Consider the following 22,003-nt stretch of genomic DNA (forward strand, 5'->3'; position numbering starts at 1 on the left):
TTATGTTAAGCAGAGTAGCAAATAACTTAATGTGGATGAATCGCTATATGGAGCGCGGGTATAGTATTTTAAGGCTACTTAAAGTAAATTTTTCTGCAAACCAAGATTCTCCAGAACTATTCTCTTGGACACCTATTATCAAAAATTATGCTGGACCAGATAGCACATTTCAAACAGAAAACGCTGTAGAATGTATTGACTTTATGGTTTTTAATATTGATAACCCTAATTCTATTATAAATCTGGTTACAAAGTCAAGAGAAAATGCCAGAAGTGCTCAAGAACACATACCAAGGGAATTGTGGTTAGGCATTAACAGCTACTTCTTGTACTTAAAAGACAGTAATTTACCAGAAAAATTAAAACAACAAGACCCCGTTGTATTTCTAGACAGATTGTTAAATTATCAGTTGTTACATTATGGTAATATTGATATTACGCAGGAGAGAGGAGCAGCATACTATTTTATGAACGTAGGTAAGTTTTTAGAACGCGTTATTCAAATTTCTGATTTTACATCTATGAAACTTGTGCAAATTGCAAAAACATCTGACAGTTTAGAGCGCAGTTTCCATTGGAAAAACTTACTTCTATCTGTGGGAGCTTATCAATTGTTTCTTAAGAAATACAAGTCATCCCTTCAGGAAGATCATGTAATACGTGTTATTTTTCAAGAACAATTATTTCCAAAATCGCTGTACTACTGTGTTAACAAATTAAGTAGACATATTAATTTACTTATAAGAACCAATGAACTCGTAAAAAACGATTTAGAATTTTTGCTTGGTAAACTAGAAAGCACCATAAAGTACACTACTATTGAAAACATAAACGAGCAAGGGTTAGAGAATTTTATTGAAAACATAAAACAAGATATTAGAAACATCTCCATGAGTATTAATAACGTATATTTCTCCACTAAAAGTTAATACTTGTATGTCGTTATACTATATAAAACATATTACAAAATACACGTACAGTGGCGATGTAATTGATGGTGCTAACCAAATACGTTTATACCCTTTTAACAATGAATTTCAAAAGGTAACGTACCAAAAAATTCTAATAAACGGGAATCCAAATATTCACGTCCACCAAGATTTCTATTCTAATGCTGTTGGGTCATTTATGCTAGTTGAACCACATAATTTTTTATCAATAGAATCTGAAATTGAGGTTATTACATCTCCTATTATCTTTCCAGAAGATAATGCGGCACCAAACAAACAGTGGGAATTTTTGAAGTCCTTAAAAAATGACTCTCAATTTATAGACTATTTAAAGTATATCTCTTTTGATGGTACTCCTGAAATTTTTGAGATGATTAATGAAAAGCATCTTTCTGAAATTACCCCCTACAAAATTGCTTTAGAATTTTGTGAGTTCATCTATACCAATTTTAAATACATACAAGGTATCACTAATGTAGATTCTAAGTTAGATTTAGTATGGGAATTAAAGGCAGGAGTATGTCAAGACTTTACCAATATATTATTGCAGATGATACGTATGTTAGGCATTCCTGCGAGATACGTTAGTGGCTATATATGTCCTGGAGATTCTAAAACACGCGGTGAGGGTGCTACCCATGCATGGATAGAGGTTTATATTCCCTTTTACGGTTGGTTAGGTTTAGACCCTACTAATAATCTAGTAGCATCAGAGCATCATGTAAAACTAGCAGTAGGAAAAAATTATAAAGATTGCGCACCAGTTAAAGGTGTTTATAAAGGACACGTTACGGATAGTCTTTTTGTAAAAGTACATGTAAGCAACACTAAAAATTATAATGATATTGCTGTTACATCTACTGATGCAGAAAAATCAAAAACTACTGAAAAGAAGATTACCATTAACAGCTATCGACGAAATTTAGAGTTCATCCAACAGCAACAACAGCAGCAGTAGTATTTTTTTTGATATTGGTAATTATTTCGAAGAAAAATAAGTGGACAAAAAACACTCTATTTCTTCCTATCAATTACATAATTTACCATCAATTCTAGTGAATCTTTGTATTCTGATTCTGGATAGTCTTCAAGCATTAGTAGTGCTTTTTGCTGAAATGCTTTCATTTTAGATATCGCATAATCTAACCCTCCACTATCTTTCACATAAGTAATAACTTCCTTGACCCTCTTAGCATTTTTATTATGGTTTTTAACAGAGTTAATTAGCCATTTTTTATCTTTTTTATCTGCATGGTTTATAGCATAAATTAAAGGTAACGTCATTTTTTGTTCCTTAATATCTATGCCTGTAGGCTTTCCTATTTGGGTCTCGCCATAATCGAACAAATCATCTTTAATTTGAAATGCCATCCCTATTAACTCTCCAAATTTACGCATGCTATCAACATGCTGAGATTTTGGTTTTACCGAAGCTGCACCCAAACTACAGCAGGCTGCTATTAGGGTTGCTGTTTTTTGGCGAATGATTTCGTAATATACGTCTTCAGTTATATCTAATTTCCTGGCTTTTTCAATTTGTAACAATTCCCCCTCACTCATCTCACGAACTGCGATGGATATAATTTTCAATAAATCAAAATCGTTATTATCAATGGAGAGTAATAAGCCTTTCGAGAGTAGATAATCTCCAATTAAAACAGCAATTTTATTTTTCCAAAGTGCATTTACTGAGAAAAAACCTCTACGACGATTACTGTCGTCCACCACATCGTCATGTACTAAAGTAGCTGTATGAATTAACTCTATAACTGATGCACCACGATAGGTGCGTTCACTTACCTCTCCATCAGATACCATTTTTGCTACTAAAAACACAAACATAGGGCGCATTTGCTTCCCTTTTCGGTTTACAATATAATGGGTAATTCTATTAAGCAACGCAACTTTACTTGACATGGACAGTTGAAACTTTTGCTCAAACAGTTCCATCTCATAAGCTATAGGTTGTTTTATTTGCTCTACTATTTTCATTGGATTTGCAAATATACCATTTGTTAAGACTTATTTGCTAATTGTCCGCATGCAGCATCAATATCTTTCCCTCTGCTTCTACGAATTGTTACTGTAATATTATTAGCCTCTAGTATTTTTTGATACATATCTATAGCCCTTGAATCCGCTTGTTGAAATTCGCCATCGTCAATGGGATTGTACTCAATTAAATTTACTTTACTGGGTGCAAACTTGCAAAACTGCACTAATGCATCTACATCTTTTCTTTGATCATTTATCCCTTTCCAAACTACATATTCGTAAGTAATTCTATTTTTGGTTTTGGCATACCAATACTCTAAAGCCTCCCTTAGATCTGCTAGAGGAAAGGTTTCATTAAATGGCATAATAGAGGTTCGCACCTCGTCTATTGCAGAATGTAGAGACACTGCAAGCTTAAACTTTACGCCGTCATCTGCTATTTTCTTTATCATTTTTGGCACTCCCGATGTTGAAACTACTATACGTTTTGGCGACATACCTAAGCCTTCATCTGATGTTATTTTATCTATAGCTTTTAATACGTTATTGTAGTTCATTAGTGGTTCTCCCATACCCATAAATACTATATTGCTTAGTGGGCGGTTGTGGTATAACCTACTTTCATTATCGATGGCTACTACTTGATCGTAAATTTCATCTGGGTTAAGGTTTCGCATTCGCTTAAGACGTGCTGTTGCACAAAACCGGCAATCTAGACTACAACCTACTTGGCTGGAAACACATGCTGTTGTTCTTGTAGCTGTTGGTATTAATACGGATTCTACCACCAAGCCATCGTGTAGCTTTACTGCATTTTTAATAGTACCATCACTACTGCGTTGCATAGTATCTACACGAATGTGATTGATAACAAAATGGTCTTCTAGCATTTGGCGTGTTTCTTTTGAAATATTAGTCATTTCCTCAAAACTATGCGCCGATTTTTGCCAGAGCCATTCATATACTTGATTACCCCGAAAAGCTTTATCGCCTTGGCTAACGAAAAAATTTCTGAGTTGTTCTTTTGTTAATGCACGTATGTCTTTTTTTGAAGTACTCATCTGCGTTTGCAAAAATAGTGAAAGGTTTTTCGAATTGCGATGTTTGAATTAGGAATTATAGTCTTGATACTGAGCCTTATCTAAAACTTATCGTAAAAGCACAAAAAAGTTAGAATGATCGATTTATTATCTCTTATCATGAATATTCTTTTCTATTACTTATAATTTAACAAATAACATAGTGTTTTACTTGTGAAAGTTGCTAGCTGATAAGTTTGCGTTAGGGCTTGAACGATTGTTGGAGCTCCTCCCAGAGAACGACTCATGAAAGCCTGCCTTCCGACAGGCAGGCCCAACCACGACAGAGCATGGTAACGCCCTAAAAAGAAAAAGTCCCGCATAATGCAGGACTCTTTTTTATATGATTAACATGGCATCGCCATAACTGTAAAATTTATATTTTTCCTTGATGGCTTCTTGGTATGCCTCCATTACAAAATCATGCCCAGCAAAAGCTGAAATCATCATTAACAACGTAGATTTTGGTGTATGAAAATTAGTTACCATGCAATTTGCAATACTAAAATCGTATGGCGGGAATATAAATTTGTTAGTCCAACCATCCATTTCATTAAGCATTCCACTTGATGACACGGCACTTTCTATGGTACGCATTGCGGTTGTCCCTACTGCACAAACGCGTTTTTTATTAGTTATACCAGTGTTTATAATATCTACCGCTTGAGGGCCTATTTTTATCTCCTCGCTGTCCATTTTATGCTTAGATAAATCTTCTACCTCTACCGGGTTAAATGTACCTAAACCTACATGTAATGTTACTTCGGCAAAATTTATTCCTTTAATTTCTAAACGCTTTAACAGATGTTTTGAGAAGTGTAATCCTGCCGTTGGTGCTGCTACTGCGCCTTCGTTTTTTGCAAAAATAGTTTGGTAACGTTCTTCATCTTCTGGCTCTACATCTCTTTTAATGTATTTAGGCAATGGTGTTTGCCCAAGCTCTCTAAGTTTTATTCTAAATTCTTTATAAGAGCCATCGTATAGAAAACGCAATGTACGTCCTCTTGATGTGGTATTATCTATAACTTCGGCTACTAAACTTTCATCATCACCAAAATATAGTTTATTACCAATTCTTATTTTTCTCGCCGGATCTACTAACACATCCCAAAGACGCTGTTCTTCATTTAATTCTCTCAATAAAAACACCTCAATTCTAGCTCCTGTTTTTTCCTTATTACCATATAAACGTGCTGGAAACACTTTGGTATTGTTAAGAATCATTACATCGTCTTCATCAAAATAATTGATTAAATCTTTAAATTGTTTATGCTCTATAGTCTGTTCTTTTCTATTTAAGACCATCAAACGAGATTCATCTCTATTTTCTGAAGGATACTCTGCTAATAATTCTGCTGGCAAATCAAAACCGAAGTTCGATAATTTCATGGATTATGTGTTTAAGTAATTTTTACAAAGTTGCAAATATACAATCTGAGGATAGGGGTTGTCAAGTAAATAACTGATTATTATTCTGAAATTTTAAAATCAATAGCTTTCAAATCTTCCCAAAATGTTGGATAACTTTTTGAGACTACACCTGCATCTTCAATTATTATATCTTGTTTGAGAGCTACTGGTGCAAATGCCATTGCCATTCTATGGTCGTTATATGTAGTAATTGACACCATAGGCTTAATGTTTTTTGATACTTTTAAATGCAACGATTTATCTGTAATTTCAATTGTCCCACCTAACTTTTCTATCTCGGTTTTTAGAGCTACAAGTCTATCTGTTTCTTTAATTTTTAAAGTATGAAGCCCTGTTAAATCACAAGAAATTCCTAAAACGAAACAGGTTACTGCAATAGTTTGAGCAATATCTGGAGCATTTTTTAAGTCTAAGGCCAATGGCTTTATTTGTGTAGCTTCTTTTTTTAATACAACTGAATTCTCTTTAAAAGTTGATATTACTCCAAAATGCTTATAAATAGCAACTAAACAGGAATCTCCTTGTAACGAGTTTTCTTTATATGACGATAACTCTATTTGTGTTCCTACCTCACTAATAGCAACTATACTGAAATAATATGATGCTGAAGACCAATCAGACTCAACCACTAATGGTTTTGGATTTGTCTTTGAAGGGTAAACTTTGATAACATTATTTTGAAATGATGTTTTGACTCCTATTTCATTTAATAGACTTAACGTCATATTAATGTATGGCACAGATGTAATGTCTCCATCTAAAGTTAATTCAATACCGTTTTCTAATTTTGAAGCTATTAATAGTAATGCAGAAATATATTGACTACTTACATTAGCTTTTAATGATACTTTATGTTTTGAAAGCTTCTTCCCAGTTATTTTTATCGGAGGAAAACCGTCATTTTCTACATAGTCAATTTCAGCTCCTAATTCCCTTAAAGCATCTACCAAAATTTTAATGGGGCGCTCTTTCATGCGCTTAGATCCTGTAAGAATGGTTTTTCTACCTTCTTGAACCGCAAAATAAGCAGTTAAAAAACGCATTGCAGTACCTGCGTGATGGATATCAACCAATTCTTCTTTTGATGCTAATGCCTTAGTCATTAAATTACTATCATCAGAATTTGAAACATTTTTCAATTCTATTTCTGGAAAAAGTGCTTGTAATAAAAGTAATCGGTTAGATTCACTTTTAGAACCTGTAATTTGTATAGCTGATTGCTTTTGTATTGTTGACTTTTGTAGAGTAATATCCATTAAAAAACGCTTCTAAAATTAGAAGCGTCAAATATAATTATAAATTATTTCAATTTCTGGTTATTGTGATGTCTATCATGGTCTCGCTTTGCTTTTTTATCCATCCTTTTATCAAAGGCCTGTTGCAAATCAACCCCTGTTTGGTTAGCAAGACACAGTACTACAAAAAGTACATCGGCTAATTCTTCCCCTAAATCTTTATCTTTATCGCTTTCTTTCTCACTTTGTTCTCCATAGCGACGTGCTATAATTCTAGCTACCTCTCCTACCTCTTCGGTAAGTTGCGCCATGTTGGTAAGCTCATTGAAGTAACGCACGCCGTGTTCATTAATCCAATTATCAACTATTTTTTGAGCGTTTTTTATATCCATTATACTTTTGTTAGTACTACTTGTTCTGCCTCTTTAATAATCATTTTATGGAATAATTGTTTTAAAAAAGGAAAATCTACCGTAGTTATCATTGCTTTATTTATATCAAAATTAACCAATAATTGTAAACTATTCCCAGCTGGTCTCATTCTGTAAACAAATTTACCCAAATCTTTAGGCATTTTCATAGCAACTGGTTCTGGTTGGGATTCTACAGTATATCCTTCTGGAAGCTTTATGTTGATAATATAATTCTGACTAAAAGGCGCACCAAAATCAATAGGGCACTCTCTTTTATCTTGCTTAAAAGGGTTCTCTTCAATTGCAAAAAACATAAAAGGATTGAAAAACAATTTATCGCCAACAACATCTACCCCATTTTCGTAGTAAAAATCAAAAGATTCATTCACAAAACCTTCATAACTATCTATATTTTCTAATTTATACTCGGAAATTTCTATATTATCCATTGCAGATTCTCTATCAGTAATAATAGCGTCCATTTCCTTGTCTTTAAATCGCTTTCTTATTTTTAGCGCACTATGTTTAGAACACCTAGAGCTTAAATGACCTTGAATACTACCATCTTCATTAATTTCTGTTTGAACCATGTATTGCTCTTTTGACTGCTCTGGTTGCTTGATATTTATTAAATTCCATCTTCTATTCAAATTATTAATATATATACCTTTCCAGTTATAGTCCTTAATTGGAAGCACATTTATATCGCTAAACTCATCCGTGGCATCCAAAAAATATCGTTCCTCTCCTATTTCAGCATAAGCTATTACATAGTTTAATCTATCTACTGTAGGAAAAAAAGGTATAATATTATCTTTGGTACTTAACACTACTGGATTGGCATCAATACCTGCATACCTTAACATTGCAACAAGCGTTAAATTTATGTCTGCCACATTTCCTTTCTTTTCTTTTAAGGCTTTTTTTATTCCATTATAAAAATATTTACCATCAATGCCATTCCACGTTATTTTATTTTTAACGTGTTTAAACAGAAGTTTCATTTTCTCTTCTGGTTTGTTTAATCCGTTTAGGAGCAAATCTAGATCATCATCGAATGATCTTGTTTTATCAAGTTTATCTTTATAATCCTCTGAATTACCGATTGTTTTAGCAACATCTGACCAACTAGTAGCATAGGTATGAGGCATTTGCCCTGGTATTTCGATAGAAACCAATTCAAACATTATCCCAGATCTGTAATTGTCCATATTATCAACATAACGCTCTTGTTTTAAAGCTGGAACATTTACCATGGTATATTTAACGGTATTCATATTCGAACCAGAATAACCTTTTTGTGAATTTATAAACAAGAACCCTTTTTGGGTAGCTTTAAAGTTGAGTCCATCTGGTGTTCTTAATTCTGCATCTACTTTTTTTATAGGAATGTCGTATTGCAATTTAAACTCATCAATATTCCAAATGAAAGGTGATGTAATTTTATATTTAAACTCTATAACAGAACCTTCTTTAATATTCGGCATGGTAAAACTAACGCCTTTATAGTTATAGCTTATGTTTTCCTCAAATATTTGTTCTTTATCAAGTTTCGTTTTAACAACTTCCCCATTTTCTAAATTGTAGGTATATGCCTTTAATCTTCCTAATAATTCCTTGGAGGAACGTGATTTGAAAAGGCTTATTCGCTTTGTTGCATTATCAAAGCCCTCTTTGTTATATATTTTTATACGCTCATGAACCTCGGTAACTAAGTCAAAATTTTGGGAATAATATGTTAATCTATTTTTGTATAATACTACTGCATTGGCTGATTTATCGTTTACATATTCTTTTTCTAATAGTTCTTCTTTTGTAACCTCTCCAAACTTTATTTCAGATTGAGCTGACAAAACACGAACGCAAATCGTTAACAATACTATGATGTACACTCTTTTCATTTCTATATACTTTTCTTTAATACTATCTTTAAATTATCATTATTTGACACTGATTTTCTAAACATTCTATATGCCTTATATTCAGCGCTAGGATATTCTCCTTTCTTAATCAGTAATTTTCTTTTAACTGTGATGTAGTTATCATCATTATTAACAAAGTTCAACTGGTATTCTCCATATTTATTTGTTATTATTATATTTTCAGGTAGTGCCTCAATGGTATAATTACTAGGTATTTTTATTGTAAAATCATCCTCATCAAGATATCCTCTCTGAATTTGCAAGGGCAACGTTCTATGCCTGTATCTGTCAGGAACAAAACTGTTTCTGTTAAACACATTGGCATGAAAAATAATTCTGTCTCCCACTTTAGAAGCATAATTCCTTGCATAGGCAGTTATAGCTTCTAAAAATTCGACATCGTCTTTATTATTCTTAAATTTATATGCCTCGACATCTAAACCATTTACATATCCCCACGATTCTTTATAGTATTCCAACACATCTTTTTTAGACTGATTTTCAAGAAAAAACCTATTATCATATTGAATACCTTTCGTTTTTATCTCTATTGAAGCATTAATACTGGCATCTTCTTTCAAATCTATTGTTGCCTTCATAGATTGGTGATTTTTAGTATCTGGATAGTTTACAGTTTTAATAACCTCACTTTTATCTTCCTTTACAACTAACACTGCTCTATCGTCAGTAAAATCTCCTATAAAACCAAATGGATGTATTTGACTTGTACAATCTAACCAGATCATATCTTCTTCTTTAGGTATACAGAGTATAATATGATTGCCTTGCGCTAAAGAAGGAAAATCATCTTCAAAATCCACTATTTCCTTTCCTGCTTCTACTACTGTGTAATAGGATTCTACCCCTGCAATACCTAAAAGCGCTTGTGTATAGTTGGTTAGTCCTTTACAATCTCCATATTTAAGCTCATCTACTTCCATAGCCGCTATTGGTTGAATACCTCCAATACCAACCTGTACGCTAATGTATCTCGTATTTCCTTGTACATAGTTGTATACAAGTTTTGCTTTTTCTAACGGATCTTCTACGTTCTCAACCAATTGTAAAATGGCAGCTTTGGTTTCTTCAGATACTTTATCCCTTCCTTCAAGCAAATCGTGCTTTATCCAATCTCCCATTTCTTTCCAGTTACTTGCATTTCCGTCAATACCATTGTAGTGAAATTTCTCCACCGTAACTAATACATATGGGCTTATATTACCTAAAGAGGGACTTAAATCTTCTGGTCTTAGTGCTTTTACGTTTTCAATACTATAATTTAAGGTATTTTCAGTTGAGTGACTTTTAATAGTTTCGTATCCTTTAAAGTTTTTTTCTTTGAATCTTAAACCTAGATTAGCATTATCTGTTATCTCGTAGCTATTCTTTTCTACACTAACAAAATAACCATTTAGAGGTTTCCAAGAAGGAATAGCCGCTGTATTAGGGGTTTTAATCTCACAAATAAACTCAACTGTATAAGGGTATTTTATTGGCGTATATCCCATAAATAACATTCTAGAATCTGAGTATAGTGTACCACCATCAACTGCACTATGATCTATAAAATCTTTTTTCTTAAATTTTTTAATTTGCTTCCCTGCAGCATCATAAACAATAGCCTCTATCCCTTTAATTTTTAGGTAATTGTCATATCCAGCTCCTGCTTCCACAAACTTATTCCCTGCTTTATTTAAAACTGTTACTATTCGTCTAATACTTATAGTCATATTATCCCTAGAGTCAATAACTACATTAGTTTTGTGTAACCTAACCACTGCATTTGCATGTTCTTTTAGGTTGTCAGGGATAGATAAGCTTGAATAAGAAAAATTTTGAGAAATACCTTTAAAGGAAAACAAAAAGCATACTAAAAGTGCCATGTTTTTTAACATAGTGTAAGTGTTTTTGTGATGTAAATGTAAAGAAACGCTAATAGCTAATTAGTGATAAATATCATATATGAAACATTCAAATTAACTAAAAATCGTACAGATTAAATAATTATATACTTGAAAATCGATAAACATTACTCTTTATTCTTTGAATCAATAATAATAGTAACTGGACCATCATTAATTAACCCCACTTGCATATTAGCTCCAAACTTTCCTGTTTGTACAGTTTTACCAATAACATGTTCTAGTGTATTTATAAATAACTCATATAAAGGTATTGCTATATCTGGTTTAGCTGCTTTAATATAACTCGGCCTATTTCCTTTTTTTGTTGCTGCATGAAGTGTAAACTGGCTTACAACAATAATATCTCCATCAACATCTAATAATGATTTATTCATAACATCATTTTCATCACTAAAAATTCTCAGATTAAAAATTTTATTACATAGCCAATTAATATCTTCCTGAGTGTCTTCATTTACAATTCCAAGAAGCACTAACAAACCTTCATGTATTGATGCTACTTCTTTTTCTTCAATCGTAACGCTTGCTGTTGATACTCTTTGAATAACTACTTTCATTCGTTATCCCAATTATCTGTTCTGTAATTTTCTTCTTCTCCTTCTAAAATCTGCACATAACTACGATACCTTGAATATGCAATCTCATCAGCTTCTAAAGCTTCTTTTACAGCGCATTTAGGTTCTTTAAGATGCAGACAATTATTGAATTTACAATGTTGTTTTAACTCAAAAATTTCTGGAAAATAATCTCCAACTTCTTCTTTGTCCATATCTACTACCCCAAAACCTTTAATTCCTGGAGTATCTATAATTTTTCCACCAAAACTAGTATCAAACATTTCGGCAAAAGTTGTAGTGTGTTGCCCTTGCATATGCTGACTTGATATCTCCTTTGTCTTTAAGTTTAAATTAGGCTCAATAGCATTAACTAACGTAGACTTACCAACACCTGAATGACCAGAAAACATACTTACCTTATCTCTCATTAAACGTTGTACTTTATCAACATTTTTTCCTGTTTTAGCTGAAATACCAATACACTCATAACCTATTTTCCTGTAAACATGTGCTAAATATTTAACTTCTAAAAGTGTTTCTTCATCATAGGTATCTATCTTATTGAATAATAAAATTGTAGTTATTGAATAAGCTTCAGCCGTAACTAGAAAACGATCTATAAAACTCGTAAATGTTGGTGGATTATCAATAGTTATCATTAAAAATACCTGATCTATATTCGCAGATATAATATGTGTTTGTTTAGATAGGTTTACCGACTTTCTTACAATATAGTTTGCTCTATCATGAATGTTGTGGATAATTCCTGAAACCTCATCATTTTTAGTTTCTAAATCAAAATCTACAACATCGCCAACGGCTATTGGGTTTGTACTTTTTATACCTCTAATACGAAATTTCCCCTTAATACGACATTGATATACTTCTCCCAATTGAGTTTTAACTGTATACCAGCTTCCTGTAGATTTATAAACGCGTCCTGTCATGCATATTTTTCTACCACAAAATAACAATATTTAAATTTAATTTATCAATCAATAATTGCTTTTTTAGTGGTTAGTTGTTTCCCATTGGCTTCAAGACTAAGGATATACATTCCAGAATTCATATCGCTCAAGTCTAGCTGTAAAATTTTATTATTGGGTTTACCCTCTACAGACTTAACTAACTGACCAGAGATATTAAAAACTTGTACATTGAGGGTTTTATATTCCTCTAAAAGTTTTAGTTGAAATCGTCCTGTCTTTGAAGGGTTTGGGTATAGCTTTTCTGTTACCAAATCTGATTTAAACGTCGTAATATGAGATTGTTTTATTATTCCTCCACAACACATCCTGACACATCTATGACTACAATAAGCTATAATTTCGACTGTATTTAGAGCAATATTACCTTCCAAAGCAACCTTTATCTCTTTTTTATTTTCAACAATAATTTCTTTTGAATTATATCCTAAATAGGAGACAACAAGTGTATCATTTTCATTAGCTTTAATTTTAAAGTTTCCATCAAAACTTGTAGTGGTACCTTTATTTGTGTTTTTGATTATAATATTTGCTTCAGCTAGAGAATACCCTTCTGCAGAGACACTCCCTGTAATTGTAGTTTGTGATAATGACGTAAACCACATTAATAATAAATACATAGTAATTGTTAACTTCATTTTTTAGTTTTTAAGTTTTATAAATCAAACCTACTTTGAATTGAAAGTTTTAAAAAATATAAATGAGTGAATGCAACCTTTTAACTAGTTAACTGTCCTTAATAAAAAATACTTCAAACCAAAACCATTTTACGTAGGAGTATTTTTATATTAGCATTTTTTAACCTTATAATTAAAATTCAACAACATGAAAAAATTAGTATTAGTATTGATTATTTGTGCTTTTAGTTTTCTTGACGCTCAAGCACAAGTAGAGTTTAAAGTAGTAACAAGTGTAGAATCTATTGTTCCTAGTGGTCTAGGGCGTTCTAGAATTATTAGCGCAAACGACAAAAAAGATTATAAAGAATACACATCAACCCAAACAGAAGAAGACAATACTAGAAATAAGTCTAAACGAGGAGATATTAGAGTTAAAGGCTTTGATGAAACTAAGCTATTAAACTTTTTTAACATTGGAGGTATTCGTTTTCAAAATATAGCAGCAAACGATGCCTTAATAACATCAAAAATAAATGCTATGATAGAAGAAGGTTGGGAACTTGCCTTTGTAACCAGCGCTGTTGAAAGTGCTGGTTATAAAGACAATCAAGGTATATTTATTACTCGCTATATCTTTAAGAGAAACAAAAAATAATTTAAAAAATTATTGTACTAAGAAGCCTCCAAACGGAGGCTTTTTTTATCTCTTCTCTGAAAAGAAACTATTCATCAATTATACATGAACTTTAAATGGTTGATGACATTATTACTCCTTTTACGATGAAAGCTAAAATAACAGTACAATGAAAAAATATAACATTTTATTTATCCTTACTCTTCTGGTTGCTACTGTAGCATGTGGTAGCGATTCTGAAAACATGAATAACCTACCTAGCAATGATGTAAGAACCATAAGCATCAATGGAGGACCATTAATTGAAATCGATACCGTACAAGGTCAATTTATAAAAGATTATGAAGTAAGCAATACAATAGAAGGTAGCTTTTCTGCTACCAATTTCACAACAGGTGATCAAATTTTACTCTTTTTATATGATGACGATGAGAGTAGCTTCCCTTTTATTAATAATGGAATTTTTCCTATTAATAACAATCCTATTCGAGCAACAGTACGCTACGATAACTTTAGAGAAAGCCTAACAATTAAAGCAAATTCTGGCTCTGTAACTATAACGGAATATAGTCGTATTGAAGAAAACAATAGGGTTTTTATTAAAATCTCCGGTAATCTTAATATTTCTGATGACTCTGAAAGCCTAACGGCAACATTCAATAACATACGTGTGCAATGTTTAGAATGCGAATAGAACTCTAATAAAAAAGCCTGTTCAAAATAATTGAAACAGGCTTTCTTTATTAATTACTAAAAGGGAATCTATCTAACCATTTATTATCTTCTCTTGATGGTTAATAGATTCTTGATGAACGGCTTTAAACATTCTTAAAATAAATTCTTCGCTTAAACCATGTTGCTCTCCCTCTAAAACCATTTTACCTAAAATCTCATTCCAACGTTTAGATTGTAATACAGCTACATTCTTTTTCTTTTTTAATGCTCCTATACCATCTGAGGCTTTCATGCGTTGCCCTAGCAACTCTATGATTTGATTATCAACAACATCTATTTGGGCTCTTAAATTATTTAGTGTACTATTGTATTCCTCTTCTTCATTAGATTCTTTTCTAATTTTCAAATCTTTCATGATTTGGACTAAAGTCTTAGGTGTTACTTGTTGTGCAGCATCACTCCAAGCATTATCAGGATCGTAATGTGTTTCTATCATTAAACCATCAAAATTCAAATCTAATGCAGTTTGAGACACATCAAACACCATATCTCTCTTTCCTGTAATATGCGAAGGATCGTTAATCAAAGGAATATCAGGGAATCTGTTTTGAAACTCAATAGCCATCTGCCATTCTGGTATGTTTCTGTATTTTGTTTTCTGGTATGTTGAAAACCCTCTGTGGATGGCACCAATATTCTTAACACCAGAACTATAGATTCTTTCAATACCACCTAACCACAATGACAAGTCTGGATTCACTGGATTTTTAATTAAAACTGGTTTATCCGTACCTTGTAAAGCATCTGCAATCTCTTGCATAATAAATGGAGAAACTGTAGATCGTGCACCAATCCAAAGTAAATCTACATCATGCTCTAATGCTAATTTCACGTGTGCAGCATTGGCAACCTCAGTACATACTTTCATACCTGTTTCTGCCTTAACCTTTTGCAACCACTTTAACCCTAAAGCTCCAACACCTTCAAAATTACCTGGACGTGTTCTTGGTTTCCAAATACCAGCTCTAAAATAACTCACATCCGTATCTTTTAACTCATGTGCAATTTTTAAAACTTGCTCTTCTGTTTCAGCACTACAAGGACCTGCAATTACTAATGGATGATCCAATCCTAAATCATCTAACCAAGATCTCATTTCTTTCTTGTTTTCCATTTTTACTTAATATTTGAAGCCTCCCCTAGCCCCTCCAAAGGAGGGGAAACCCACTGTTATATATTTACTTATTTATATTAAAATGATTAAAAATTTTTCATTTACTTTAAATGTAGCCTCATCCTTATCCGAGTGTTTAAGTTCCTCCCCCTTGTGGAGGTTAGGTGGGGCTGTCTATTATATTCTTTATACGATTGGTACTCTTCATCTCATCATAAATTGCTGCAAAATCATCAGCTGCCATCAACTCTTTAAAATGAGTAAGGTTATTTATATATTCTTCTAATGTTTCAATAACATTAGTTTTATTCTGTTCGAAAATAGGTGTCCACATTTCAGGCGAACTTTTTGCTAAACGTACTGTTGATGCAAACCCGCTACCAGCCATATCGAAAATATCACGCTCATTTTTCTCTTTTTCAATCACGGTTTTTCCTAACATAAAGGAACTAATATGTGATAGATGCGATACATAAGCAATATGTCTATCATGGTCTTTAGGATTCATATATCTAATTCGCATTCCTATATCCGTAAATAACTTCAATGCCTTTTCTTGCAATTTAAAGGTGGTTTTTTCAACCTCACAAACTATATTTGTTTTCCCTTTAAATAACCCCTCAATTGCTGCTGTTGGTCCAGAATGTTCAGTACCAGCAATAGGATGCATAGCTAAAAAATTTCTTCGTTTTGGATGATTTTCAACTACTTTACAAATATCTTCCTTTGTGGATCCAGCATCAACTACTAAACCAGTATCAGATATCTTGTCCAAAATGGTTGGCAATAATTTTACAGTAGCATCCACGGGAATAGAAACAATAACTAAATCAGCATTTTCTAAATCATCTAAAGTCGCCTTTTTATCAATCAACCCTAGCTCCAAAGCAGTATTTAAGGTTGTATCTTTTCTACTAATACCATGAATAATCGCATCTGGATTATGCTTTTTGATATCAATAGCAAGACTACCTCCTATTAAACCTACTCCTATGGCGTATATCTGCTTCATCCTAATTAACTCTTGAAATTGCTTCTTCTAGAACCTCAGTTGATGCACACAATGAAAAACGAATATAACCTTCGCCTTGACTACCAAAAATAGTCCCAGGCGTGATAAATATATGGTTGTTTTTCAGTACTAAATCAATAAATTCTTCAGACTTTAAGTATGGCGGTAACTTTGCCCATACAAACATTCCTGTGGCATTCTTATCATAAGTACAGTTTAAAGCCTCTGCTAATTGCCATACCAAATCACGTCGCCGTTTGTAAACACTATTTAAAGTAACAAACCACATTTCTGAGCATTTTAAAGCCTCAATCGCTCCCTTCTGAATGCCATAAAACATCCCAGAGTCCATGTTACTCTTAACTTTTAAAATATTGCTAATATGCTCGCTATTTCCTAGAACCATTCCCACACGCCATCCTGCCATATTAAAAGTTTTACTTAAAGAATTTAGCTCTAAACATACATCTTTGGCACCTTCAACACTTAAAATACTTCTAGGGTTATCATTAAGCACAAAACTGTACGGATTATCATTTACAATTAAGATGCTATGACGCTTTGCAAATGCTACTAATTCTTCAAAAACAGTCTCAGTTGGTGTTGACCCTGTTGGCATGTGTGGATAATTAACCCACATTAGTTTTACCTTACTTAAATCTGTTTGCTCTAAGGCTGCAATGTTTGGCATCCAGTTATTACTAGCATCCAAATCGTAGGTTACAATCTTAGCCCCTACCAACTTAGTAACAGATTGATATGTAGGATATCCAGGATTTGGTATTAACACCTCATCTCCCTCATTCAAATATGCCATGGAAATATGCATAATCCCTTCCTTACTTCCCATTAAAGGCAATATCTCATTGGTCGCATTTACTTTAACACCAAAATGATCTTTATAAAACGCTACCATGGCCTCTCGCAATTCTGGCAACCCTTGGTAACTTTGGTATTTATGCGCAGTGGCATCCATTAAACTACCCGAAATAGCATCAATCACTTTTTGTGGTGGTTGCAAATCCGGACTACCAATTCCTAAATTAATGATAGGCTTTCCACTTGCAATAAGCAACCCCACTTCTCTTAGTTTTTTAGAGAAATAGTATTCTTCAACTGTATGTAATCGCTTAGCAACTTCTATCATGACTTTGCATTTTTATAGGTTCCCAACAACTTAAAACTGGGACTCATAATTTCAATTAAAGATTTCGCTTTTTCAAAATCTGCATAAGCTTCAAAAGTAACATCAACAAAAAACGCATACTTCCATGGCGTTTTAATAATTGGCAGTGATTGTATCTTAGTTAAATTCAAATTACAATCGCTCATTACGTTTAAAATAGTCGCTAAACTACCTCGTTTATGATCTGCTTCAAACTTTATAGAAGCTTTATTAATTTCACTCTCAGAAACCTCAGAGTTTGTACGTTTTACAATAGCAAACCGGGTTTCATTATGCTTTATGGTTTGAATACTATGCGCCAAAATATCTAGCTTAAAAATCTCTGCCGCTAAAACACTAGCAATAGCGCCAACCTGTTTTAAACCTTGTTTTTGAATACGTTCTGCAACCTCAGCAGTATCTTTATCTTCAACTAGTTTAATATGCGGATAATTCTTAAAAAAATCTTTACACTGTAGTAAGGCCATTGGATGCGAATACACCTCCTTAATATCTTCAATACTTTGATTTGGTAAAGCCATCAAATTATGTTGAATATCCAAATAATGCTCTCCTACAATATGCAGTTCATAATCATCTATTAAGGCATAATTAGGGATGATTGAACCTGCTATAGAATTTTCTAGAGCCATAATAGCAGCATCGCACTCTTTGTTAATTAGTGCATTTACTACACGATCAAAAGTCATACACTCAATAATATCAACAGAATTCTCAAAAAACTCCTTTGATACTATATCGTGAAAACTCCCTTTAACTCCTTGTATGGCTACCGTATTAATCATAAAAAAAAGTCTCGATTTTCATCGAGACTTGTAGTATTATATATTATTGTTTAATTATACACACAACGTCTCGATTTCCCTATTAAAAAAGAAATAAAAAAAGTTAAAATATGTATAATACGTTGTTGTTCTCATAATTACGGTTGCTAAAGTAGTTATTATTTTAAGAAATCAAAATACAATAAATCTTTTTTTTATGCTTTTTTAAAAAGATTTAAAGAATTTCTAACAAAATTCAAATTACATTACATAATCATTATTTTTGATAAAAATTTTTAAAATATGTCTATTGAAGTTAATGGTGTCTCTAAGTTATACGGTAATCAAAAGGCCTTAAATAACATTTCCTTTACTATAGCACAACCCGAAATTGTAGGCTTTCTTGGTCCTAACGGCGCTGGAAAATCTACTATGATGAAAATTTTAACCACCTATATAAAATCTTCATCAGGCGATATTAAAGTTAATAACCATAACACTCAACAACTTCAAGACATACAAAAAAGTGTTGGCTATCTTCCAGAACACAATCCTTTATACTTAGAAATGTACATAAAGGAATACCTTGCATTTAATGCAAACGTTTACAATATTGAAAAATCTAGAATTAACGAGGTTATAGAAATGACTGGGTTAGCTCCAGAAGTTCATAAAAAAATAGGACAGCTTTCTAAAGGGTATCGGCAGCGTGTTGGTTTAGCTACAGCACTATTACACGACCCAGAGGTTTTAATTTTAGATGAACCCACTACTGGTTTAGATCCTAATCAACTTATAGATATCAGAAATCTTATTAAATCTATCGGCAAAACCAAAACCGTTTTTCTTTCAACACATATTATGCAAGAAGTTGAGGCTATGTGTGATAGAGTAATTATTATTAATAAAGGCGAAGTTGTTGCAGATAAAAAACTTAAAGATCTTCGGGATGAAAAAGAGCAAATCGTTATAGTTGAGTTTGATTATCGGGTTGAGGATGCCTTTCTTTTAAAACTTCCTAAAGTTGAAAATGTAGTAAACACTCATAACTTTGTTTATGAAATCACATTTAAAACATCAGAAGACATGCGCTCTTATGTTTTTGATTTTGCACATGACAATCAACTAAAAATTTTACAGCTTAATCAAAAGAATGCAAGTTTGGAGAGTTTATTTAGAGAGTTAACAAGCAACTAAAACTCTTTTACTATAAAAGTACTATAGTTAATACAAATCATGACAATTATCATCTTCAAAAGAATAATCTCAAACTAATTTTGCCTCATAATAGTTTTATAAAACATACTTTACAACCTAACTTTTAAAGTATCTTTATAACAAAATAAACTAAAGAATGAGCAAAGGAATTTATGTTGCTACTGTAGAGTCTAATAGTGGTAAATCTGTTGTAGTTTTGGGTTTAATGCGTATGCTTTTAGGTAAAACTGCCAAAGTAGGTTACTTTAGACCAATAATAGAAGATGTTGAGGCTGGAAAACGAGACAATCATATAAATACGGTTTTATCTTATTTTGACATAGATCTCAACTATAAAAAAACATACGCATACACCAGAAGCCAAGTACTAGAACTCTACAACCAAGGAAAATCTGGAGAAGTATTAGACGAAATCATAAAAAAATATAAGAGTTTAGAAGAACGCTTTGATTTAGTTTTGGTAGAAGGCACAGACTTCTCTCATGAAAACTCTAGTTTAGAGTTAGATATTAATATGCTTATCTCTAAAAACTTAGGTATTCCAGTTATTATTGTAGTAAACGGAGATAAAAAAGACAATAAAGAAATTGTAGATAACGTACAGCTGTCTCATGATACATTTAAAGAAGAGGTAGATGTACTCTCTATTATAACCAATAAAGTAGAAATTGATAGTATTTCCAATCTAAAAAAAGCCTTGAAGGAACGTATAAATTGCGGTACAAATATTACTGTAATACCAAAAATTGAAAGTTTAGCAAATCCAACTTTAAAAGAAATAGCCCAAGCCCTAGATGCTAAAGTATTGTTTGGAAAAGACATGTTGAATAATCAGGTACAGAACTCTGGAGTTGGGGCCATGCAACTTAGAAACTATATTACAAAACTTAAGGAAGGCTCTTTAGTAATTACATCAGGAGATAGAGCAGATATTATCTTAGGCGCTTTACAAGCAAATATTTCAAAAAACTATCCTAAAATTTCAGGTATTGTATTAACTGGAAATTTACTTCCCGAAGATTCTATTTTAAAATTAATTGAAGGTCTCTCTAGTGTTGTACCTATAATTAGTGTTAACGATGGTACATTTAATGTCACTAATGCAATTGGCAAAGTAAAATCAAGAATCTATGCTGAAAATACAGATAAAATATCTACGTCTATTTCAACCTTCGAAAAATATGTAGATACAGAAGAACTTTCTAATAAACTTATTACATTCAAATCGGATATTTTTACTCCTAGAATGTTTCAATACAATCTGTTACAACGCGCTTTAAAAGAGAAAAAACATATTGTATTACCTGAAGGTTCTGACGAACGCGTACTTCGCGCAGCAGCAAGATTAATTGATGCACATGTGGTAGATTTAACCTTAATTGGGGAATCCAATAAAATTAAAGAACAAATTGAAAAATTTGATATCCCTTTAAACACTAAAAACATAAGTATTGTTTCTCCGCAAAAATCCCCTCACTTTGAAGATTACGTAAATACTTTTTATGAATTACGAAAACACAAAGATGTTAACTTGGATATGGCAAGAGATGCCATGGCAGATGTGTCTTATTTTGCTACCATGATGATACATAAAGGACATGCAGATGGGATGGTTTCTGGAGCTATTCATACAACAGCACACACCTTGCGTCCTGCGTTGCAGTTTATAAAAACCAAACCAAACGTTAATATTGTATCCTCTGTATTTTTTATGTGTTTAGAAGATCGTGTTTCTGTTTTTGGAGATTGTGCTATTAACCCTAACCCTAATTCAGAGCAATTAGCAGAAATTGCTATTTCTTCCGCAGAATCTGCAAAAAACTTTGGTATAGAACCTAAAGTTGCCATGTTATCTTATTCTTCTGGTTCCTCAGGAAAAGGAGAAGACGTAGAACGTGTTAGAGAAGCAACCGAAATTGTAAAAGCAAAGGTCCCTAATCTTAAAATTGAAGGCCCTATTCAATATGATGCAGCTGTAGATATGCGTATTGGCAAAAGCAAATTGCCTGATTCTGAAGTTGCAGGACAAGCAAGTGTATTGATTTTTCCAGATTTAAACACTGGCAACAATACTTATAAAGCTGTACAAAGAGAAACAGGAGCCTTAGCCATTGGTCCAATGTTACAAGGCTTAAACAAACCTGTAAACGATTTAAGTAGAGGCTGTACTGCTGATGATATTTACAGTACTGTAATTATAACCGCAATTCAAGCTCAAGACCAATAA

The 22,003-nt window shown here is 32.6% G+C and carries 20 protein-coding genes; 6 read left to right on the top strand and 14 right to left on the bottom strand.

The window, feature by feature from the left end; all coding sequences use genetic code 11:
* Positions 1 to 2 precede the first annotated feature (2 nt).
* Positions 3 to 929: an alpha-E domain-containing protein gene (locus EYD46_RS12935; RefSeq protein WP_130937594.1), complete on the top strand. Its 927-nt coding sequence runs from the start codon at positions 3 to 5 to the stop codon at positions 927 to 929.
* Between the two features lie 7 nt (positions 930 to 936).
* The gene (locus tag EYD46_RS12940; protein WP_130937595.1) at positions 937 to 1,908 is read left to right on the top strand and encodes a transglutaminase family protein; all 972 of its coding nucleotides are present in this window, start codon (positions 937 to 939) and stop codon (positions 1,906 to 1,908) included.
* Between the two features lie 56 nt (positions 1,909 to 1,964).
* Here the strand turns inward: EYD46_RS12940 and EYD46_RS12945 are convergent, their stop codons facing one another.
* The 10 genes from EYD46_RS12945 to EYD46_RS12990 all read right to left on the bottom strand — a co-directional run bounded on the left by EYD46_RS12945 (position 1,965) and on the right by EYD46_RS12990 (position 13,131).
* On the bottom strand, positions 1,965 to 2,942 hold the full coding sequence (locus EYD46_RS12945) for a polyprenyl synthetase family protein (protein WP_130937596.1): 978 nt from the start codon (positions 2,940 to 2,942) through the stop codon (positions 1,965 to 1,967).
* A 23-nt stretch (positions 2,943 to 2,965) separates the two neighbouring features.
* Entirely contained in the window at positions 2,966 to 4,006 is a 1,041-nt protein-coding gene (gene rlmN, locus EYD46_RS12950) for a 23S rRNA (adenine(2503)-C(2))-methyltransferase RlmN (RefSeq protein WP_130937597.1), read from the bottom strand.
* 357 nt (positions 4,007 to 4,363) lie between these two features.
* Positions 4,364 to 5,413 (bottom strand): tRNA preQ1(34) S-adenosylmethionine ribosyltransferase-isomerase QueA, encoded by a 1,050-nt coding sequence (gene queA / locus EYD46_RS12955; protein WP_130937598.1) that lies wholly within the window; start codon positions 5,411 to 5,413, stop codon positions 4,364 to 4,366.
* An 80-nt stretch (positions 5,414 to 5,493) separates the two neighbouring features.
* Complete coding sequence (locus EYD46_RS12960) at positions 5,494 to 6,711, bottom strand: 3-phosphoshikimate 1-carboxyvinyltransferase (RefSeq protein WP_130937599.1); 1,218 nt, start codon at positions 6,709 to 6,711, stop codon at positions 5,494 to 5,496.
* Positions 6,712 to 6,755: 44 nt separating this feature from the next.
* Positions 6,756 to 7,082: a nucleotide pyrophosphohydrolase gene (locus tag EYD46_RS12965; protein ID WP_130937600.1), complete on the bottom strand. Its 327-nt coding sequence runs from the start codon at positions 7,080 to 7,082 to the stop codon at positions 6,756 to 6,758.
* Positions 7,082 to 9,004 carry a DUF3857 domain-containing protein gene (locus EYD46_RS12970; protein ID WP_130937601.1) on the bottom strand — a complete coding sequence of 641 codons (1,923 nt, stop codon included), beginning with the start codon at positions 9,002 to 9,004 and terminating at the stop codon, positions 7,082 to 7,084. Before EYD46_RS12970 ends, EYD46_RS12965 begins: the two co-directional genes overlap by 1 nt.
* Before the next feature lie 2 nt (positions 9,005 to 9,006).
* Positions 9,007 to 10,920, bottom strand: coding sequence for a DUF3857 domain-containing protein (locus EYD46_RS12975; protein ID WP_130937602.1), 1,914 nt, complete (start codon positions 10,918 to 10,920; stop codon positions 9,007 to 9,009).
* A 134-nt stretch (positions 10,921 to 11,054) separates the two neighbouring features.
* Positions 11,055 to 11,507 carry a D-aminoacyl-tRNA deacylase gene (gene dtd, locus EYD46_RS12980; protein WP_130937603.1) on the bottom strand — a complete coding sequence of 151 codons (453 nt, stop codon included), beginning with the start codon at positions 11,505 to 11,507 and terminating at the stop codon, positions 11,055 to 11,057.
* Complete coding sequence (rsgA, locus tag EYD46_RS12985) at positions 11,504 to 12,454, bottom strand: ribosome small subunit-dependent GTPase A (RefSeq protein WP_130937604.1); 951 nt, start codon at positions 12,452 to 12,454, stop codon at positions 11,504 to 11,506. The genes dtd and rsgA overlap by 4 nt, the downstream gene beginning before the upstream one ends.
* 44 nt (positions 12,455 to 12,498) lie before the next feature.
* Entirely contained in the window at positions 12,499 to 13,131 is a 633-nt protein-coding gene (locus EYD46_RS12990; RefSeq protein ID WP_130937605.1) for a T9SS type A sorting domain-containing protein, read from the bottom strand.
* Positions 13,132 to 13,318: 187 nt separating this feature from the next.
* Between EYD46_RS12990 and EYD46_RS12995 the strand changes: the two genes are divergently transcribed.
* Both EYD46_RS12995 and EYD46_RS13000 read left to right on the top strand, forming a co-directional pair.
* Positions 13,319 to 13,768 (top strand): hypothetical protein, encoded by a 450-nt coding sequence (locus EYD46_RS12995; protein ID WP_130937606.1) that lies wholly within the window; start codon positions 13,319 to 13,321, stop codon positions 13,766 to 13,768.
* Between the two features lie 148 nt (positions 13,769 to 13,916).
* Positions 13,917 to 14,441, top strand: coding sequence for a hypothetical protein (locus tag EYD46_RS13000; RefSeq protein ID WP_130937607.1), 525 nt, complete (start codon positions 13,917 to 13,919; stop codon positions 14,439 to 14,441).
* A gap of 72 nt (positions 14,442 to 14,513) precedes the next feature.
* Here the strand turns inward: EYD46_RS13000 and EYD46_RS13005 are convergent, their stop codons facing one another.
* The 4 genes from EYD46_RS13005 to EYD46_RS13020 all read right to left on the bottom strand — a co-directional run bounded on the left by EYD46_RS13005 (position 14,514) and on the right by EYD46_RS13020 (position 18,579).
* Complete coding sequence (locus tag EYD46_RS13005; RefSeq protein WP_130937608.1) at positions 14,514 to 15,596, bottom strand: bifunctional 3-deoxy-7-phosphoheptulonate synthase/chorismate mutase type II; 1,083 nt, start codon at positions 15,594 to 15,596, stop codon at positions 14,514 to 14,516.
* A gap of 160 nt (positions 15,597 to 15,756) precedes the next feature.
* A complete protein-coding gene (locus EYD46_RS13010; protein ID WP_130937609.1) occupies positions 15,757 to 16,608 on the bottom strand; it encodes a prephenate dehydrogenase in 852 nt (283 codons plus the stop codon).
* 1 nt (position 16,609) lies between these two features.
* Positions 16,610 to 17,755, bottom strand: a complete 1,146-nt coding sequence (locus EYD46_RS13015; RefSeq protein WP_130937610.1) for a pyridoxal phosphate-dependent aminotransferase — start codon at positions 17,753 to 17,755, stop codon at positions 16,610 to 16,612.
* Entirely contained in the window at positions 17,752 to 18,579 is an 828-nt protein-coding gene (locus EYD46_RS13020; RefSeq protein WP_130937611.1) for a prephenate dehydratase, read from the bottom strand. The genes EYD46_RS13015 and EYD46_RS13020 overlap by 4 nt, the downstream gene beginning before the upstream one ends.
* Before the next feature lie 282 nt (positions 18,580 to 18,861).
* Here EYD46_RS13020 and gldA point away from each other — a divergent pair, with 282 nt between their 5' ends.
* Both gldA and pta read left to right on the top strand, forming a co-directional pair.
* The gene (gene gldA, locus EYD46_RS13025) at positions 18,862 to 19,755 is read left to right on the top strand and encodes a gliding motility-associated ABC transporter ATP-binding subunit GldA (protein ID WP_130937612.1); all 894 of its coding nucleotides are present in this window, start codon (positions 18,862 to 18,864) and stop codon (positions 19,753 to 19,755) included.
* A gap of 157 nt (positions 19,756 to 19,912) precedes the next feature.
* Positions 19,913 to 22,003, top strand: a complete 2,091-nt coding sequence (pta, locus tag EYD46_RS13030) for a phosphate acetyltransferase (RefSeq protein ID WP_130937613.1) — start codon at positions 19,913 to 19,915, stop codon at positions 22,001 to 22,003.

Origin of the sequence: Hyunsoonleella pacifica (assembly GCF_004310335.1) — a bacterium.
GTDB lineage: Bacteria > Bacteroidota > Bacteroidia > Flavobacteriales > Flavobacteriaceae > Jejuia > Jejuia pacifica.

Excerpts from the sequence above, each read along its gene's own strand:
- EYD46_RS12995 (WP_130937606.1), top strand. The coding sequence starts at position 13,319 with ATGAAAAAATTAGTATTAGTATTGATTATTTGTGCTTTTAGTTTTCTT.
- EYD46_RS12945 (WP_130937596.1), bottom strand. The coding sequence starts at position 2,942 with ATGAAAATAGTAGAGCAAATAAAACAACCTATAGCTTATGAGATGGAA.
- gldA (WP_130937612.1), top strand. The coding sequence starts at position 18,862 with ATGTCTATTGAAGTTAATGGTGTCTCTAAGTTATACGGTAATCAAAAG.
- EYD46_RS13000 (WP_130937607.1), top strand. The coding sequence starts at position 13,917 with ATGAAAAAATATAACATTTTATTTATCCTTACTCTTCTGGTTGCTACT.
- EYD46_RS13020 (WP_130937611.1), bottom strand. The coding sequence starts at position 18,579 with ATGATTAATACGGTAGCCATACAAGGAGTTAAAGGGAGTTTTCACGAT.
- EYD46_RS12970 (WP_130937601.1), bottom strand. The coding sequence starts at position 9,004 with ATGAAAAGAGTGTACATCATAGTATTGTTAACGATTTGCGTTCGTGTT.
- rsgA (WP_130937604.1), bottom strand. The coding sequence starts at position 12,454 with ATGACAGGACGCGTTTATAAATCTACAGGAAGCTGGTATACAGTTAAA.
- EYD46_RS13010 (WP_130937609.1), bottom strand. The coding sequence starts at position 16,608 with ATGAAGCAGATATACGCCATAGGAGTAGGTTTAATAGGAGGTAGTCTT.
- EYD46_RS13015 (WP_130937610.1), bottom strand. The coding sequence starts at position 17,755 with ATGATAGAAGTTGCTAAGCGATTACATACAGTTGAAGAATACTATTTC.
- EYD46_RS12990 (WP_130937605.1), bottom strand. The coding sequence starts at position 13,131 with ATGAAGTTAACAATTACTATGTATTTATTATTAATGTGGTTTACGTCA.
- EYD46_RS12940 (WP_130937595.1), top strand. The coding sequence starts at position 937 with ATGTCGTTATACTATATAAAACATATTACAAAATACACGTACAGTGGC.
- EYD46_RS13005 (WP_130937608.1), bottom strand. The coding sequence starts at position 15,596 with ATGGAAAACAAGAAAGAAATGAGATCTTGGTTAGATGATTTAGGATTG.
- EYD46_RS12935 (WP_130937594.1), top strand. The coding sequence starts at position 3 with ATGTTAAGCAGAGTAGCAAATAACTTAATGTGGATGAATCGCTATATG.
- EYD46_RS12960 (WP_130937599.1), bottom strand. The coding sequence starts at position 6,711 with ATGGATATTACTCTACAAAAGTCAACAATACAAAAGCAATCAGCTATA.
- dtd (WP_130937603.1), bottom strand. The coding sequence starts at position 11,507 with ATGAAAGTAGTTATTCAAAGAGTATCAACAGCAAGCGTTACGATTGAA.
- pta (WP_130937613.1), top strand. The coding sequence starts at position 19,913 with ATGAGCAAAGGAATTTATGTTGCTACTGTAGAGTCTAATAGTGGTAAA.
- rlmN (WP_130937597.1), bottom strand. The coding sequence starts at position 4,006 with ATGAGTACTTCAAAAAAAGACATACGTGCATTAACAAAAGAACAACTC.
- queA (WP_130937598.1), bottom strand. The coding sequence starts at position 5,413 with ATGAAATTATCGAACTTCGGTTTTGATTTGCCAGCAGAATTATTAGCA.
- EYD46_RS12965 (WP_130937600.1), bottom strand. The coding sequence starts at position 7,082 with ATGGATATAAAAAACGCTCAAAAAATAGTTGATAATTGGATTAATGAA.
- EYD46_RS12975 (WP_130937602.1), bottom strand. The coding sequence starts at position 10,920 with ATGTTAAAAAACATGGCACTTTTAGTATGCTTTTTGTTTTCCTTTAAA.